Source organism: Neisseria sp. P0008.S010 (genome assembly GCF_051962715.1).
Classification (GTDB): Bacteria; Pseudomonadota; Gammaproteobacteria; order Burkholderiales; family Neisseriaceae; genus Neisseria; species Neisseria elongata.
Map to the genome: position 1 here is coordinate 37,205 of NZ_JBQCVA010000015.1, position 16,624 is coordinate 53,828.

Consider the following 16,624-nt stretch of genomic DNA (forward strand, 5'->3'; position numbering starts at 1 on the left):
TTGCTCGTTTTCAGACGGCCTTTATCCGTTCCAACACGAATGATGCCAAATGAGGCTCGATTATCGCACAAACGGGCAATACCCATACATGGTTCATATTGAGGCCGTCTGAAAACTTGACCGCATCCTTTTCCGTAATAATCACCGCGTCCGCATCCGGCAAATCTGCCGCTGCGATGTCGGCATGGTCGGGCAGCGCGACGGTTTGGTTCAACGTGATGCCCATGTTCCGCAGCGAATCGAAAAAACGCTCCGGCTTGGCGATACCCGCCACAGCGGCGACGGTTTGTTTTTTCAGACGGCCTGTATCCAGTATTTCAGACGGCTGGTTCAAACGGTAAATCTGTCCCGTTTCGATACGGCTGTGAAACATATTTTCAGACGGCGCAAACGACGCATCCGCCTGACCGCCGCTGACGACGACCGCATCCACCGAATCCAGACGCGACAAAGGTTCGCGCAAACTGCCGTTGGGCAGCAAATCCAAATCTGACCGCCCCGTATCCGCCGCCGGAAACACCGCGATTTCCACATCCCGCCGCAGGGCGTAATGCTGCAAACCGTCGTCCGCCACAATCAGCCCGATGTCGGGATGCGCCGCCAGCAACGCCCTGCCTGCCTGTGCACGGCTGCTGCCCACCGCCGTCGGCGCGCCGGTTTTACGGAACAGCAGCAAAGGCTCGTCGCCCGCATCTTCCGCACGGCTCTCGGCATTCAATACATGAACCGCCTTGCGCTTGCGCCCGTAGCCTCGGCTGATGATGCCGACCTTGACGCCTTTTTCCTGCAAACCCGACACCAGCGCGGCGACAATCGGCGTTTTCCCCGTCCCGCCCGCATGGATATTGCCGACCACGACCACAGGTACGGGCAGCTTTTCGCTTTTCAGACGGCCTGAAACGAAATCATCGCGCCGTTTTGCCGCAATTTTGGCAAACAGCATGGATAAAGGTTTGAGCAGGAAAGATAAAAACAGATTGGGGTGTTGCCAATGGCGTTCGATGATTTGATGGGGCTTGGGCATTCAGACGGCTTTCGGGGTACGGGGTGGGAATGTATGGAGGCAGGCAGGTTTTATAGCGGATTAAATTGAAACTGGTACGGCGTTGCCCCGCCTTGCCGTATTATCCGTACTGTCTGCGGCTTCGCCGCCTTGTCTTGATTTTTGTTCATCCGCCATATCTTTCGGTTGGGTTGTCGTGGCAATCAATATGATGAAACGGAAATGGTTTCTATGCGGGAGTTTTTGCGATAGCGGCGGGTTTGGTTCGGTATTTTGTCTGGATCCGCATAAATTCCGGCCCCGCTTTCGACTCGGAACGTCATCTGTTTCGGCATACGGGTAAATTCGGCGGTTTCGCGCATTTCGATTTCCGACAGGCTGATGCGTTTGAGCTTGCCCAGTTTTGCTTCCGCATCTTGGATTTTCATGCCCGGGCGGATGCCGGAAGCGGTGCGGCAGGCGGGGGAGGAGGTGCCCAGCCAGATAATTTTCTGATTCAGCCGCAAAGGCGCATCGGGATCGTCGTCGCCGTTCAAATGGGCCGACACGGTAATATCTTTGGACAGCATGATGTCGACAAAGGCCGCACCTTCGGCATCACTTTCCCGTTTGAATTTCGCTTTGGGAAATTTTTGCCTGACCTGTTTCAGGTCCTGCCCGAGTGAGACGCCGCCGATGCTGTTTGGGCCGATCAGGCATTCTGCGGCGGCGGGCAGGGTGCAGCCGAAAGTCAGTGTCAGGAAGATTCCGATTTTTTTCATTTTCGTTTCCGTGGATGGAAAGGGGCAAACCCCGATATTATCATTTCAGGCCGTCTGAAAATATGTTCGGGAAACCCGCTTTCAGACGGCCTGACCGTATGCGGCATCGTTGTTCAGCGTGCCGCCATTTCCAGCAGTTCGGCGGCATGGCTGCGCGTGGTGGCGGTGAGGGTTTCGCCGCCGAGCATACGGGCGATTTCTTCCACCCGTTCTTCGGCGGAGAGTACGCGGATGCTGCTGACGGTTTGCTCGCCCTCGCTGTTTTTCCTGACCTGCCAATGCTGTTCGCCGCAGGCCGCCACTTGGGGCAGGTGGGTAACGGCCAGCACTTGGTGTTTCCTGCCGAGGCTCCGCAGGGCGCGGCCCACCATTTCGGCTACGCCGCCGCCGATGCCGGTGTCCACTTCGTCGAAAATCAGGGTCGGCGTTTGGGTGTATTGGCTGGTGACGACTTGCAGGGCGAGGCTGATGCGCGCCAGTTCGCCGCCGGAAGCGACTTTGTTCAGCGGGCGCAGCGGGCTGCCTTTGTTGGCGGCCACTTGGTATTGCACTTGTTCCAGTCCGAAGGCGGACGGGGAGGCAGGCAGCAGTTCGATGTGGAAGCGCGCGCCCTTCATGGCCAATTCCTGCATGTGGGTGGCGGTTTCGCTGCCGAGGCGTTCGGCGGCCTGACGGCGGCCGGCGGAAAGTTGCTGTGCCGCTTCGTGGTATTGTTTTTCGCAGCGTTCGGCGGCGGCTTCGAGGGCGGCAATGTCGGCGGCGGCTTGAAGCTGTTGCAGCGCGGCTTCGATTTCCTGCATTTTAGCCGGCAAATCCTGCGGTTCGACGCGGTATTTGCGCGCCATGCCCATAAGTTCGCCCAGGCGTTGTTCTTGTGCGGCCAGTTCGGCCGGATCGAGGTCGCTGCGGGAGGCTACGTCGCGCATGTTGGCGGATACTTCGCCCAATTCGGCTTCGATGCTGGCCAGAAGGTTCAGGCTTTCGTTGAAGCGCGGCTCTATGCGGCTGAGGGCTTCGAGTTTTTTCTGGCAGCGGTAGATTTGCGCCTGCAGGCCGTTGTCGCCGTTGATGGCTTCTTCGGTTTCCTGTGCGGCTTCCATCAGTTCGGCGGCGTGGGCGAGGCTGTCGTGGCTTTGGCTGACGGTTTCCCATTCGCCGGGCGTGGGGGCGAGGCGGCTGAGTTCGTCAAACTGCCATTCCAGCCGTTCGCGTTCGATTTGCAGGTTTTCGCTTTGGGTTTGGGCGGCCTTCAGGGCTTGGTTGGCGTTTTGCCAGCTTTGGTAGGCGGCTTTGACTTCGCCCGCCAGCGCGGTGCAGCCGGCAAAGGCATCCAGCAGTTCGCGCTGCGCGGCTTCTTGGTTGAGCGAGTGGTGGGCATTTTGGCCGTGAATGTCGATCAGGCGGCTGCCTATGCTTTTCAGTTGCGACAGGGTGGCGGCCTGGTTGTTGATGTAGCTGCGGCTTTTTCCTTTGGCATCGATGATGCGGCGGATGGAGAGTTCCTCCGCATCTTCCGCCAGCAGTCCTTGTTCGCGCAGTTCGGCCTGCAATTCGGGCAGTTCGGAAAGGTCGAACAGGGCGGAGAGGCGTGCTTCTGCCGCGCCCTGCCTGATTTGGCCGTAGTCGGCCTTGTCGCCCAACAGCAGGCCGATGGCGTCGAGGGTGATGGATTTTCCGGCGCCGGTTTCGCCGGTCAATACGGTGAAACCGGGTTGGAAGTCGAGGTTGAGTCGGTCTACGATGACGAAGTCGTTGAGGGAAAGTGCCAGCAGCATGGTGAATCCTTTGGATGTCGTGGGCGGCGATTATATAGGGGAAGCGGCCGTGAGACGACTGTTTGCTTGTCTTGCGCCGTCGCGGCGGGGCAAAGGCCGTCTGAAAGTAAGGTATAATCCGCGCCGTTTTTAAAATCACACCGGATAAATTATGTTTAAAGAAGCCGAACGATACCTTTCCACCGTGCGCGATATGTTGCGCTTCGCCGTCAGCCGTTTCAATGAGGCGGGGCTGGCGTTCGGCCACGGCAGCGACAATGCGCACGACGAAGCCGCTTATCTGATCCTGCACACGCTGAATCTGCCGCTGGATTTGCTGGAACCTTATCTGGACGCGGTTTTGCTGCCGTCTGAAAAACGCCGCCTGCTGGCTTTGATTGAACGGCGGGTAAACGAACGTGTGCCGGTGGCGTATTTAACGAATCAGGCTTGGCAGGGCGAATTTGATTTTTATGTGGACGAACGGGTGCTTGTGCCGCGTTCGTTTATTTACGAACTGCTGGGCGAACCGCTGCGCCCGTGGATAGAGTATGACGAGCTGGTGCATACGGCTTTGGATTTGTGCACCGGCAGCGGCTGCCTGGCCATCCAGATGGCGCATCACTATCCGGCGGCGGACATTGATGCTGTGGACATCAGCCTGGATGCGCTGGAAGTGGCGGCCGTCAATGTGGAAGATTACGGCTTGGAAGACCGTATCAATCTGATTCATACGGATTTGTTCGAAGGTTTGGAAGGCACTTACGACTTAATCGTTTCCAATCCGCCCTATGTCGATGCCGAGTCGGTGGCCGAACTGCCGCCGGAATATTTGCACGAGCCGGAAGAGGCCTTGGGCAGCGGCGAAGACGGACTGGACGCGACGCGGCAGATTATTCTGCAGGCGGCGAAGTTCCTCAATCCGCGCGGCGTGCTGCTGGTGGAAATCGGCCACAACCGCGATGTGTTGGAAGCCGCTTATCCCGAACTGCCGTTTACCTGGCTGGAAACCAGCGGCGGCGACGGCTTCGTGTTCCTGCTGACGCGCGAACAGTTGTTGGGTGAGGAGTAGCGGAAGCAAGGCCGCTCGGCATTGAAAAAAGCCTGAGGCCGTCTGAAAACCGTTTTTCTTGTCGGAAACGGTTTTTCAGACGGCCTCAGCCGTGACGGGCTGCCTTATCGGGCATCTGCCTGTTGCAGTACGGCGGGGGCGAAACGTTGGATGGTGTCGCGCAGGGGAATCAATTTGCCGTGGAAGAAGTGCGAGGCTTGGGGGATGAGGATGACGGGGATGTCTTGTCCGGCCGCCCAGTCCAATGCCTGCTGCGGTTTGACGACTTCGTCCAGCTCGCCGTGTATCAGCAGGGTGCGGGCCGGGTTCGGCGCGTCAGGTTCGCGTTCGCGATCGTAGTGGCGCACGGCAGGGCCCATCAGCAACAGTAAGTCAGGGGTCTGGCGGGCGGCGGCGAAAAGGGAAACGTAGCCGCCGAAGGAAAAGCCCGCAATGGCCAGTTTTGGTGCTTCGGGGTGGCGGCTGCGGGCGTAGTCGATAACGGCCAGGCAGTCTTCCGTTTCGCCACGGCCGTAATCGTGTTCGCCGCCGCTGTTGCCGACGCCGCGCAGGTTGGGCAGGTAACAGTGGAAGCCCAGCCGGTTGAGTGCTTTGGCTGCGGTTTGGATGACTTTGTTGGTGTTGGTGCCGCCTTGCAGCGGGTTGGGGTGGTTGATGACCGCCACGCCCTGCGGGGCGGTTTGCGACGGCAGGAAAATGGTTTCGAGCGTGCCTACGGGGCCGTTGATGCTCAAAACTTCCGGTTGGTTCATGATGGCGTTCCTTGCGGTTTCGGATGGCGGATTGTAAAGGCGGCAGTCGGGCTTTGTCTATGAAGGATGCCCGAAACGATTTTTCAGACGGCCTTTACATCACCGCTCCTTTCCGTTATTTTCCTTCTCCCGCTTTCCACACCAAACATTCTAACCATGAAAAAAATCACTCCGGACAACCTGCCCGTCCTGCTGGCCGAGGCCCTAGCGAAAAAGGATATGGCGACGATACTCGATGCGCTGGTGCAATTTTTGCGCAGGGGCGGTATCAGGCGCGCGAGGCAGCGTTTCGACCTTCTGCTGGATGTGCTGCGGCGGGATTCGGAATTGGCGGCACTGTTCGGCAGCCGTTTTTACCAATGGCTGGGCGGCGTACACGTTTATCCGGCCTTGGTCGGCTTGGGCATTTTTTCGCGCAGCGGTTTTGCACGCGAAATCGGTATCCGAATCTATGAACGCTTTATGCCGTCGTTTAAGGATTTGAATAACCTGCGCGATGTCTTCCTGCATCTGTTTCATTCGCAGAACGATGAAAAATGGCTGGAAACCATTAACTTGCGCCGTTGGTTGAAGCTGTACGGCTGCCTGCGTGCGGGCGCGGAGGATGCAACGGTTCAGACGGCCGCAAGGCATCTGACGCAGGCGCGGCTTCATGCTTTGGAAATGCTGTCGATTTGGGTGGCGGCGGAGGAATTGGAACCCGAGTTTACCCGCATCGAACCGAAACTGATGGAAGTGGATTCGGCATTCGTCGCCCTGCATCAGGAAATCAGCCGGCTGGTGGCGCATTACCGCCAGCCGGATTACAAAGAGGCATTTGATACCGCCCACCTCGAAGTGATGATGGAGCAATGCCGGCAGCAGGTGGAGAGGCTGCGCAAACGGGGCACCGGCGCGGGCGCGGGCTCGTCGGTCAAAGTGGCGCACCTGCTGGAAAGGCTGTCGCAAACGCTCGACCGTTTGGATGTGCTGCTGGAAATCCAAACGGCTGAAAACGGCCGTGCCTACCGCCGCCATACCGTGCGTTTGCTGCGTTCCCTGACGATGGCCGCTGTGGAACAGCACAGCACGGAGCTGCTGAGGCGGCGCAGCATCAAAATGCTGGCGCGCAGCATTTCGGAGAATACCAGCGGCCACGGCGAACATTACATCACGCGCAACAGGCGCGAATATTGGGGCATGTTGGCTTCGGCTTCGGGCGGTGGCGTGATTATCGCCCTGATGGCGGGCAATAAAATCAACATTGCCGGCTGGGGTTTGGGCGATTTCTCCACCGCACTGCTGTCCGGCCTGAACTACGGCTTGGGCTTTATGTTCATCCACATGGTGCACTGTACCGTAGCCACCAAACAGCCCGCCATGACCGCTTCCCGCATCGCCGAATCGGTGGAACAGGGCGACAAGGTGCGCGGCGCGGTGGAAGGCAAACTGGCCAAACTGCTGATCGACGTCGCGCGTTCGCAGACCGTGGCGGTGTTCGGCAATGTTTGTATTGCCGTACTGGTGGCCACGCTGGTATCGTTGTCTTTCGCGCAAAACAACGGCCGGCCGTTCTTGGACGCCGATGCGGTTGCCTACCAGTTCAAATCGCTCCAGCCGTTCACCCAGCCGACGCTGTGGTATGCGGCGATAGCGGGCGTGTGGTTGTTTTGCTCCGGCATCATCTCCGGCTTTTTCGACAACCGCGCCGACTACCTCAACCTGCGCCAACGCCTGACGGTGCAGCCGTTGCTGAAAAAAATCCTGCCGCCGGGCATCCGCGCCCGTTTGGCCGACTATCTGCACCGCCACTACGGTTCGCTGGCGGGCAATTTCATTTTCGGCATGCTGTTGGGCATGACGGGCTGGGTCGGCCACCTGCTCGGCCTGCCGTTGGACATCCGCCACGTTGCCTTTTCTTCGGCCAACTTGGGTTACGCTAGTGCCAGTGACGGTGGCAGCATATTGTATTTCATCATGAATTTGATTTTTGTCCTGATGATAGGCGTGGTCAATCTCTTCGTCAGCTTCTCGCTCGCGCTGATTGTCGCCCTGCGCTCGCGCGGTACACGCATCGAAAGCCTGTCGAAGCTGATAGACACCATGTGGATGCAGATCAAAGCCAATCCGATGAGTCTGATTTATCCTGTTCAGACGGCCTCCGAAATCCAAAAAGCAGTAAAAGAAAACAAAAACGGCGGATAGGCCGTCTGAAAAAAGCAAATCCATTTAGCGAGGCACAACCATGCAAGCACAATTTCTGACACTCGACGGCATCGACGGTTCGGGCAAATCCACCCATCTGGCGACCATGCGCGAATGGTTTGAACGGCGCGGAATGCCGGTTCTGTTCACCCGCGAGCCGGGCGGTACGCCTTTGGGCGAGGAATTGCGCCGCCTGCTGCTGTCGCCCGACAGCCGGGTCGGACTGCGTACCGAAACCCTGCTGATGTTCGCCGCCCGCCGCCAGCATTTGGAAGACGTGATACTACCGGCTTTGGATAAAGGCATCCACGTCGTTTCCGACCGTTTCACCGACGCCACCTTCGCCTATCAGGGCGGCGGGCGCGGTATTCCGGCGGCAGACATCGAAGTGTTGGAAAACTGGGTGCAGGGCAGCTTGCGTCCGAACCTGACCCTGCTGCTGGACGTGCCGCTTGAGGTATCGTTCGAACGTATTGCCGGTTCGCGCGAGAAAGACCGTTTCGAACAGGAAGAGGCGGAGTTTTTCGCCCGCGTGCGCCGTGCTTATCTCGACCGTGCCGCCGCCCATCCGCAACGTTACCGCGTCATCGACAGTAACCGGAGCAGGGAAGAAGTGCGTGCGGCGGTGGAAGCGGCCTTGCAGGCGCATTTCGAGGCCGTCTGAAAACAGCGGATGCTTGTCGTACGGCCGTTTGATTTTTGAATCGAGTGGTTGTTTGCGCGATAAAAAAACGCCGAATTCATGATTGATTCATGATTTCGGCATTTTTTTGTGCGGTAAATCTGTTTTATGGTTGCTATGGGGTGGGATTCTCTCAGCCTGAAGAGGTTAATGTCTGAGATGCCGCCGATATGAGGCAGACAAGCTTTGTATGATTCATGCAGGCATCAAAAGCAGATGAAGCCGCCATATTCTTTTCAGACGGCCTCATTATTGATTGCCGCCAAGTTTATTCTTCGGCAGGAAGTTCCATTTCCAAAACGGTCTGTTTCTGCCGTTCGCGGAAATCGGCCAGCTTGGCCGCCAGTTCGGGATCGTGGTTGGACAGCAGGGAAACCGCAAACAGAGCGGCGTTTGCCGCTCCCGCTTCGCCGATGGCGAAGGTGGCGACGGGTATGCCTTTGGGCATTTGGACGATGGACAAGAGGGAATCTTCGCCCCTCAGATATTTGCTCGGCACGGGTACGCCCAGTACGGGCAGGGTGGTTTTTGCCGCCACCATGCCGGGCAGGTGGGCCGCGCCGCCCGCTCCGGCGATGATGGCCTGAATGCCGCGTTCGCGTGCGGTTTCTGCGTATTCGAACATCAAGTCCGGCGTGCGGTGGGCGGAAACGACGCGCGCCTCATAGGTAATGCCGAATTGTTCGAGAAATTGGGCGGCATGCCGCATAACGGGCCAGTCGCTGTTGCTGCCCATGATGATGCCGATTTTTGCCATGGTGGTTCCTTAATCGTTTGATGGGTGGGCAGGGTTTCAAACCCTGAGGATGCTGGTTTTGATTTTGCCTGAAACGGGTATCGTTTCAAAAACGGCAGGCGTTGCCGGAATGCTCCGCAGTCCGCCCCGCCGCCGGTTCTAACGCCAAATTTTCAAATTTTTGATATTTTGCCGTGCTTTGGAAAAAATGTCTTCCGATTCTTGCGCGTTATTGTTGCCGGAATGGTTGGCATCGGCCGCATCGTCGTCGATAAAAGCTGGGAAAATGGTCGGATTTTGTGTGCGGCGCGGATTTTGAAAGGCTGCCCGAACCGCTGCTTCGGCTTCCAATTCGTCGTAAGAGGATTTGGCGGCCAAATATTTTTGCACGGCGGGGATGAAACCTTTGTCGTGATGGCTGATATGGGTAAACAGCCAGTTGTGCAGTATGCCCAGCAATTCTTGTCCGATATCTTCGCCTTCGCGCTGTTTTTGTTGGATTTCCCTGACTTTATCGACAAAACGCTGATGGATTTGTTTGTGTTGTTTGCTGAGCGGATATCCGGCATCGTCCATCAGTTTTTCTTCATCGGAAAAATGTTCGACCGTATAGCGGATTAGGTCTTCGATGATTTTTCCCTCCGTCTCGAAATCCTTGCGTTGATTGGCTTCGTGCAGTTCGTTAATGCAGCGGACCAGGATTTTATGTTGCTCATCCACCAATTCTATGTGGGTGTCGAGATCCGGAGTCCAGTCGAAATAGCTCATTTTATTGTTTCCTGTTCTGATGGTTTTCCCAGTGAGGGCGGTATTGTAATGATGCAAGTACTTTGCGGCTTAATCTAAGTCAAAGAATATAGCCGGCATGAAGCGCATCATTTCAGACGGCCTGAATGGGAGGGTGCAGGCTGCTTAAGAATGAGATTGACACAATCGGGCTGATTTAAAGCATTTATGATTTCGATATGTTAAGTCTGCCGCATATTTTGTCGTTTTTGTGTTAATCTTATAAGCGGGCTTCACACTACCATCTTTAGTCTCCTCACATAAAGGCACTGTGTGGCGGTTGTTTGCCCGGTGTCATCATTCAGGCCCTTTGTGCTTAATTTTATATATTCTAAGGATTCAACCATGAAATCGCTGAAAACGTTCCTTATATGGGGCATTGTGGTTTTGGTCGGCCTAGCCTCCTTTACTACCTTGGCCGTCAGCCGCGGCGAGCATGTCAGTGCGATATGGATGGTAACCGCCGCCATATCGGTGTACTGCATTGCCTATCGTTTCTACAGCCTGTACATTGCCAAAAACGTGATGCAGCTTGATCCGAACCGCCTCACGCCCGCCGAGCGGCACAACGACGGTTTGGACTATGTGCCGACACACAAAGGCGTATTGTTCGGCCACCACTTTGCCGCGATTGCGGGCGCAGGCCCATTGGTCGGTCCCGTACTGGCTGCGCAAATGGGTTATCTGCCGGGTACGCTGTGGATTATCTTCGGCGTAGTGTTTGCCGGTGCGGTACAGGACATGATGGTCTTGTTCGTCTCCATGCGCCGTGACGGTAAGTCTTTGGGCGATATCGTAAAACAAGAACTTGGCACCGTGCCCGGCGTGATTGCGTCCATCGGTATTTTGATGATTATGGTCATCATCATGGCGGTGTTGGCGCTGATTGTGGTGAAAGCCTTGGTTCACAGCCCTTGGGGTACGTTCACCATCGCCGCCACCATGCCGATTGCGCTGTTTATGGGTATTTACACGCGCTATATCCGCCCGGGCAAAATCGGCGAGATTTCCATCGTCGGCTTTATCCTGCTGATGTTGGCCGTGATATATGGCGAAGACGTGGCGCACAGTTCCGTCGGCCACTGGTTCGACCTTGACGGTATCCAGCTCACTTGGGCGATTATGATTTACGGTTTCGTGGCTTCGGTATTGCCTGTTTGGTTGCTGCTGACTCCGCGCGACTATCTCTCTACCTTCCTGAAAATCGGTACGATTGTGGCCTTGGCTTTGGGCATCGTGATCGTTAATCCAGATCTGCGTATGCCTGCCGTAACCCACTTTATCGATGGTTCCGGCCCCGTATTCTCCGGCGCACTGTTCCCGTTCTTGTTCATTACCATCGCCTGTGGTGCGGTTTCCGGCTTCCACGCGCTGATTTCTTCCGGTACCACACCGAAAATGGTTGAGAATGAAGAACACGTCCGCATGATCGGCTATGGCGGTATGATTATGGAAAGTTTTGTGGCCATTATGGCTCTGGCCGCCGCCTCGTCGCTTGATCCGGGTGTGTACTTCGCCATGAACAGCCCGGCTGCCCTGATCGGTACGGATGCCAACACAGCTGCCGAAGTGATTACAACCAAACTCAACTTCCCTGTCGATGCTGCAACCTTGCTGCACACGGCAAAAGAAGTGGGTGAAAGCACCATCCTTTCCCGTGCCGGCGGTGCACCAACCCTCGCAGTCGGTATGGCGCACATCATGAGCCAGTTGATTCCGGGCGAAGCCATGATGGCATTCTGGTATCACTTTGCCCTGCTGTTTGAAGCCTTGTTCATTCTGACCGCCGTTGATGCCGGTACACGCGTCGCACGCTTCATGATTCAAGACTTGGGCAGTATCTTCTACAAACCTTTCGGCAACACCGATTCTATCCCTGCCAACCTGATTGCTACTTTCCTCGCCGTGGCATTGTGGGGTTACTTCCTCTACACCGGCGTGACCGACCCGTTGGGCGGCATCAACTCGCTCTGGCCTTTGTTCGGTATCGCCAACCAAATGCTGGCAGGCGTAGCCTTGATTATGTGTACCGTCGTATTGGTGAAAATGAAGCGCGACCGCTATATTTGGGTAACACTTGTTCCAGCCTTCGGCGTACTGTTTGTAACCTGCTACGCCGGTCTGCAAAAACTGTTCCACAGCGACCCGCGCGTCAGCTTCTTGGCGCATGCCGGAAAATTCCAAACTGCTTTGGATGAGGGCAAAGTATTGCCGCCGGCCAAAGACATCGGCGAAATGTCGCAGATTATCTTCAACGACTACATCAATGCCGGCCTGACCGCATTGTTCCTCTCAGTCGTCGTTGTCGTTGCCATCTACGGCTGGCGCACCGCCCTGAAGGCGCGCAAAGTGGCTTGGCCGACCGCGAAAGAAATCCCTGCGGTATACCGCGACGGCAAACAAGCGGAGGCACAAGGTGAAGCGTAAACTTGCAGCCTGGTGGAAAACCGCCAGGCTGACAGCCAACCTGATGGCGGGTGTGCCGGATTATGAAAATTACGTTGCCCAACAGCGCAGGCATAATCCGAACGCCCCTGTGATGACCGAACAGCAATTCCAAGACTATTGCCGTAAACGCCGCTGCGGCGCAAACGGTGGGCGATGCTGCTAATGAAACAGGCCGTCTGAAAAACCATAAACGGTTTTTTAGACGGCCTTCTTAATGCTTGGCTTGTTTTTCAGACGGCCTCCGACTATCCGGCGGCAACTTGGAAACCCGTTACGATCTTCTTCACTGTCTCTGCTTCCCGAACCGTCCGTACGGCGTCAAACAAAGCCTGTGCTTCGGGATAGGCTTTCTTCATCATGCCCAGCCATTGCTTCAGGCGGGCGACGGCGTATTTTTCGTTGGCCGTCTGAAACAGGCACAAATCGACAAACAGGTTTATCCAGCCGAGGATTTCTGCAAACGGCATTTCGCATACTTCTTCCCCGTTTTCATATTGCTTGATTTGGCGCGCCAAGTCCGGGCGCATTACCGCCCCCCGCCCGATCATCACACTGTTGCAGCCGCTTTCCCGCTTAATGTCCAGATAATCCCGCAAGGTGAAAACATCGCCGTTGGCCGTTACCGGAATGCTTACGGCATCGGCGATTTTTTTCACCCAAGACCAATGTGCGGGCGGCTCGTAGCCTTCGACTTTGGTACGGGCGTGTACCGTGAGCGAGCAGGCTCCTCCTTCGGCAATGGCCTGCGCGTTTTCCAAAGCCAGCGTTTTGTCTTCAAATCCCAAACGCATTTTGCCGCTCAGCGGAATATGGTCGGGCAGGGCGCGGCGCAGCGTGCGGACGATGTGGTGTATCCTTTCCGGTTCTTTCAACAGTACCGCACCGCCTTGGTGTTTGTTGACCGTCGGTGCGGGGCAGCCGAAATTCAAGTCGATTTTCTTCACCCCGAAGCGCACGGCTTCCAATGCGTTTTCCGCCATTTTTTCCTCGTCGCTGCCTAAAAGCTGAACCGTGCAGGGAACGCCCGACGGCGTACGATTGCCGTTGGCGATTTCGGGGGCGTATTTCAGCCAGGTGGCGCGTGAATGGACGGTGTGCGTGATACGGACGAATTCGCTGACGCATTCGTCAAAACCGCCGATGCGGGTCAGCAGGTCGCGCATCGGAGCGTCCGTCAAGCCCTGCATCGGAGCAAGCACGATTCTGCATTTTTCTTTAAATTCAGTCATTTGATTGTTTTCATTAGATTTTATTTAATTTTTAAAAGTGTTTATTTTGTATTATTCCGCCCTATTTCTGCACGTTTTAGCATTTTCAATGTACCATATATGCACCATTTTTATTTAATTTGGATATGGTGCAAATAATGGGAACGATAACAAAACGAACCAATCCGTCAGGCGCCATCGTATATCGGGCGCAGATACGGATTAAAAAGGCGGGCTACCCTGATTTCTCGGAAAGTCGTACCTTTTCTAAAAAGGCTATGGCGGTTGAATGGCTGAAATTAAGAGAGGCAGAGCTTGAAATGCACCCTGAACTGCTTTTCCGCGAGAAACGGCAAACATTATGCCCCACCCTTCGGGAAGCCGCCAAGCGGTATGCGGACGAGGTGCGAACAGAGTATAGTGATTCGAAGTTCAGGACACTAAATTTTGTGATGAATTTTGAGATTGCCGACAAGCGCATCGACCGGTTGCGGCGCGAGGATTTCATGTCTTATGCCTTTATCCGCCAACGCGGATCGGATGAATTGGGTCTGCTGCCGGTCAAGCCATCCACCATCAATTCAGACCTGCAATATTTGCGCTCGATTTTGAAGCATGCCCATTTTGTTTGGGGCTATCCAGTTACTTGGTCTGAAATCGATATTGCGATTGAAGGCCTACGGCGCGCGCGGGTCATCGGCAAAGCAGAAAAGCGCGACAGACTGCCGACATCAGAAGAATTGCAGAAGCTGACAGATTACTTTTATTTTTCGTGGAACCGCAGAAGCTCGAACGATATGCGCGTGCCTATGCACCTGATCATATGGTTCGCCATCTATTCCTGCCGACGTCAGGCAGAAATCGGACGGCTGGCATGGGCGGATTTGGATTTGGAAACGCGTCAATGGCTGGTAAAAGATGTAAAACACCCGCGCGGAAGCAAGGGAAATCATAAGAAATTTGAAGTCAGGGACGAGTTAATACCGTTGATAGAGGCTTTGCAGAGCGAGAAAATCAGAAGACAGATGCAGGGAAACCCCGATTTGCTTTTAGGCGGGTATCAATCGAAAACAATCAGCGCACTATTTACCAACGCCTGCCGCGCCTTGCATATTGAAGATTTAAGGTTTCACGATTTACGGCACGAAGGGGCAACGCGCCTTGCCGAAGACGGGCTGTCCATCCCGCTGATGCAGCAGGTTACGTTACACGGGGATTGGGAAAGTATGCGGGTTTATACCAATATCCGCCGCCGTCCGCGACGGTTGGATTTTGTTGAGGCGTTGGAAAATGCCAAGAAGTGCAATTGAGAAATATAAGGTTGTCTGAAAATTCAGACAACGTTTTTGCTCAAAACAACACAAAACAGCACAAAACAACACGAAAGCACACAAAACCACTTGATAAACGGCAAGGACTGCCATACTATAAACACACATCGAAATTCGCGACCGACAACGCAAGGAGCATTAAATGGGTAAAATCTATTCAGAAGGCTGGGACGGTTTTTAAATGGCGCCGGACAGCTTAATTATCTTCAATCAAGCATATGGCTTCTGGGTACAAACAGGAGCCATTATCATATCCATAGCCGTTACAGGCTACTTTGCCCAAAAAGCCATTAAAAAGAATGGGGAATCCGCGAAAACAACGCTGAACCATAATCACGAAATGATTAGGAAAAGAGCCACAATCGACATTCTGATTCAGGAAAACCAAGATACCGATTTGGTTCAGGCAAAAAGGATAGTGGCACAATTGCCGCCAGAAGCCTCTTTTATCAAATACATGGAACCCTCATTCTGCGATAAAAAAGAAGCCGAAGCCGAAAAAGAAAGTATCAGAATCCTGTTGAACCGCTACGAATTTATCGCATTGGGCATACGCACCGGCGCATTTGAAGAAGAAATTTACAAACGCCTGAAATACTCGGATGTGATGGACACATGGAAAAAAGCCAAGCCCATGATTATGGAGCTGCGCCGACAGAAAGAGCGTAATACCTATTACCAGGAACTGGAATGGCTTGCCAGCCGCTGGGAGGCATCCCCTCTTGGACAATGATTGCAAAAGGTCGTCTGAAATCCACATTTCAGACGACCTTTTGCTTTGATTTTGTTCGGAAAACGCTTGATTTTAAACGTGTCCACGTTTATAATTCAATTCATCGGGACAGTGAAGCCTGATACGGGAAAAGCCCCATCGAAGCGGGGCTCTACTGGGAGAAGGAAAATGAAGACAGCCCTTCAAATCCTTATCTTGGTTGTCCTGATGTTGGTAAGCGGTAAAGCTTACTAGGGATAACCAGCTAGGCGGCAGGACACGCCGCCTAGTCCCAATCTTACAAAAGTCATCCGAAAAAATCAAGGAGCTTATGATGGTTGATAAAAAATTAGCAGAAAACCGAAAGCGGTACGAACAGAAGCGAGTTATCAAAAAAGTATCGTTTAATGCGGAAATAGAAAAAGAGCTTTTGGAATATGCTAAAAATCTTGATTTTTCCCAATGGGTGAAAGAGAAAATCCGCGAAGAACTGAAAAAATAAACCCCGCCGCCAAGTTGCCGCTTGGCGTTTTTTCATGCCGTCTGAAAATTCCTCTTGACGGCGCAGCGGCTTTTAGTTAGAGTTCACTTCACGAGGCGTCGAAAACCTCTTCCTACACGGCATTCACCCCGTCAGCGTGAATTTTTTACGTCTATAGAATCTCGGTTTCCTTGTTGTTTCGATACTGAAGTTTTATGGCCGCGAGGGCTGCGAATACAAGACCCGATTAATCGGGGAATAAGCACGGCTCTTGTAGGGAGTTTTCGAACCTCGCGGCCGCCCGTTTCGGGCAACTTCGAAATCAACCTACAGGAAATCATCATGAACGCAGTATCCCTTTCTTTTAAAAATACTCATTTCCAAATTACCGACATCAACGGTCAGCCTTGGCTAAGGGGCTTGCAAATTGCAAGTGCCTTGGGCTATAAAAATCCAACATCAGATATTACCAACCTCTACGACCGCAACGCCGACGAGTTTACCGACAGCATGACCCGCGTCATCGAACTGACTACCGCAGGCGGCAAACAGCAGGTGAGCGTATTCAGTCTGCGCGGCGCACACCTTTTGAGACCTTTGCAAAAAAGCCTTTCCTCCAACAGCCGAAACCCAAACACAGATTTTCGGCTGTTTCCGCCCCTCCCCCCAATACCTCCTGATTTTACCCAAATGCCCCCTTAATCCTCCCCAGAC

At 54.4% G+C, this 16,624-nt stretch carries 16 protein-coding genes; 9 read left to right on the forward strand and 7 right to left on the reverse strand.

Annotated features, from left to right (window positions below):
• Positions 1 to 10 precede the first annotated feature (10 nt).
• The 3 genes from lpxK to recN form a co-directional block, all read right to left on the reverse strand.
• On the reverse strand, positions 11 to 1,024 hold the full coding sequence (gene lpxK, locus ACTHSL_RS05740) for a tetraacyldisaccharide 4'-kinase (protein WP_440380682.1): 1,014 nt from the start codon (positions 1,022 to 1,024) through the stop codon (positions 11 to 13).
• A gap of 182 nt (positions 1,025 to 1,206) precedes the next feature.
• A complete protein-coding gene (locus ACTHSL_RS05745; protein WP_440380683.1) occupies positions 1,207 to 1,764 on the reverse strand; it encodes a hypothetical protein in 558 nt (185 codons plus the stop codon).
• 113 nt (positions 1,765 to 1,877) lie between these two features.
• Positions 1,878 to 3,539 (reverse strand): DNA repair protein RecN, encoded by a 1,662-nt coding sequence (recN, locus tag ACTHSL_RS05750; RefSeq protein ID WP_440380684.1) that lies wholly within the window; start codon positions 3,537 to 3,539, stop codon positions 1,878 to 1,880.
• A gap of 151 nt (positions 3,540 to 3,690) precedes the next feature.
• On the opposite strand from recN, the gene prmB reads away from it, so the two are divergent.
• The gene (gene prmB / locus ACTHSL_RS05755) at positions 3,691 to 4,590 is read left to right on the forward strand and encodes a 50S ribosomal protein L3 N(5)-glutamine methyltransferase (RefSeq protein ID WP_107884685.1); all 900 of its coding nucleotides are present in this window, start codon (positions 3,691 to 3,693) and stop codon (positions 4,588 to 4,590) included.
• 104 nt (positions 4,591 to 4,694) lie between these two features.
• On the opposite strand, the gene ACTHSL_RS05760 is transcribed toward prmB, so the two are convergent.
• A complete protein-coding gene (locus ACTHSL_RS05760) occupies positions 4,695 to 5,342 on the reverse strand; it encodes an alpha/beta hydrolase (protein WP_440380685.1) in 648 nt (215 codons plus the stop codon).
• A 156-nt stretch (positions 5,343 to 5,498) separates the two neighbouring features.
• Between ACTHSL_RS05760 and ACTHSL_RS05765 the strand changes: the two genes are divergently transcribed.
• Together ACTHSL_RS05765 and tmk are read left to right on the forward strand one after the other, a co-directional pair.
• A complete protein-coding gene (locus tag ACTHSL_RS05765; protein WP_440380686.1) occupies positions 5,499 to 7,526 on the forward strand; it encodes a site-specific recombinase in 2,028 nt (675 codons plus the stop codon).
• A gap of 40 nt (positions 7,527 to 7,566) precedes the next feature.
• A complete protein-coding gene (tmk, locus tag ACTHSL_RS05770) occupies positions 7,567 to 8,190 on the forward strand; it encodes a dTMP kinase (protein ID WP_440380687.1) in 624 nt (207 codons plus the stop codon).
• Positions 8,191 to 8,476: 286 nt separating this feature from the next.
• Here the strand turns inward: tmk and purE are convergent, their stop codons facing one another.
• Positions 8,477 to 8,965: a 5-(carboxyamino)imidazole ribonucleotide mutase gene (gene purE / locus ACTHSL_RS05775; protein ID WP_283113964.1), complete on the reverse strand. Its 489-nt coding sequence runs from the start codon at positions 8,963 to 8,965 to the stop codon at positions 8,477 to 8,479.
• Between the two features lie 138 nt (positions 8,966 to 9,103).
• Positions 9,104 to 9,712 (reverse strand): bacteriohemerythrin, encoded by a 609-nt coding sequence (locus ACTHSL_RS05780; protein WP_440380688.1) that lies wholly within the window; start codon positions 9,710 to 9,712, stop codon positions 9,104 to 9,106.
• A gap of 363 nt (positions 9,713 to 10,075) precedes the next feature.
• Between ACTHSL_RS05780 and ACTHSL_RS05785 the strand changes: the two genes are divergently transcribed.
• Together ACTHSL_RS05785 and ACTHSL_RS05790 are read left to right on the forward strand one after the other, a co-directional pair.
• Positions 10,076 to 12,157, forward strand: coding sequence for a carbon starvation CstA family protein (locus tag ACTHSL_RS05785; protein WP_440380689.1), 2,082 nt, complete (start codon positions 10,076 to 10,078; stop codon positions 12,155 to 12,157).
• The gene (locus ACTHSL_RS05790; RefSeq protein ID WP_070452802.1) at positions 12,147 to 12,341 is read left to right on the forward strand and encodes a YbdD/YjiX family protein; all 195 of its coding nucleotides are present in this window, start codon (positions 12,147 to 12,149) and stop codon (positions 12,339 to 12,341) included. The genes ACTHSL_RS05785 and ACTHSL_RS05790 overlap by 11 nt, the downstream gene beginning before the upstream one ends.
• 82 nt (positions 12,342 to 12,423) lie before the next feature.
• Here ACTHSL_RS05790 and ACTHSL_RS05795 read toward each other — a convergent pair whose 3' ends face one another.
• Positions 12,424 to 13,407: a tRNA dihydrouridine synthase gene (locus ACTHSL_RS05795; RefSeq protein ID WP_440380690.1), complete on the reverse strand. Its 984-nt coding sequence runs from the start codon at positions 13,405 to 13,407 to the stop codon at positions 12,424 to 12,426.
• 137 nt (positions 13,408 to 13,544) lie between these two features.
• On the opposite strand from ACTHSL_RS05795, the gene ACTHSL_RS05800 reads away from it, so the two are divergent.
• From ACTHSL_RS05800 to ACTHSL_RS05815, 4 genes are all read left to right on the forward strand, one after another.
• A complete protein-coding gene (locus tag ACTHSL_RS05800) occupies positions 13,545 to 14,696 on the forward strand; it encodes a tyrosine-type recombinase/integrase (RefSeq protein ID WP_440380691.1) in 1,152 nt (383 codons plus the stop codon).
• Positions 14,697 to 14,898: 202 nt separating this feature from the next.
• Complete coding sequence (locus ACTHSL_RS05805) at positions 14,899 to 15,450, forward strand: DUF4760 domain-containing protein (RefSeq protein ID WP_440380692.1); 552 nt, start codon at positions 14,899 to 14,901, stop codon at positions 15,448 to 15,450.
• Between the two features lie 310 nt (positions 15,451 to 15,760).
• Positions 15,761 to 15,931, forward strand: coding sequence for a hypothetical protein (locus ACTHSL_RS05810; protein ID WP_440380695.1), 171 nt, complete (start codon positions 15,761 to 15,763; stop codon positions 15,929 to 15,931).
• A 321-nt stretch (positions 15,932 to 16,252) separates the two neighbouring features.
• Positions 16,253 to 16,612 (forward strand): BRO-N domain-containing protein, encoded by a 360-nt coding sequence (locus ACTHSL_RS05815; protein ID WP_440380693.1) that lies wholly within the window; start codon positions 16,253 to 16,255, stop codon positions 16,610 to 16,612.
• Positions 16,613 to 16,624 lie beyond the last annotated feature (12 nt).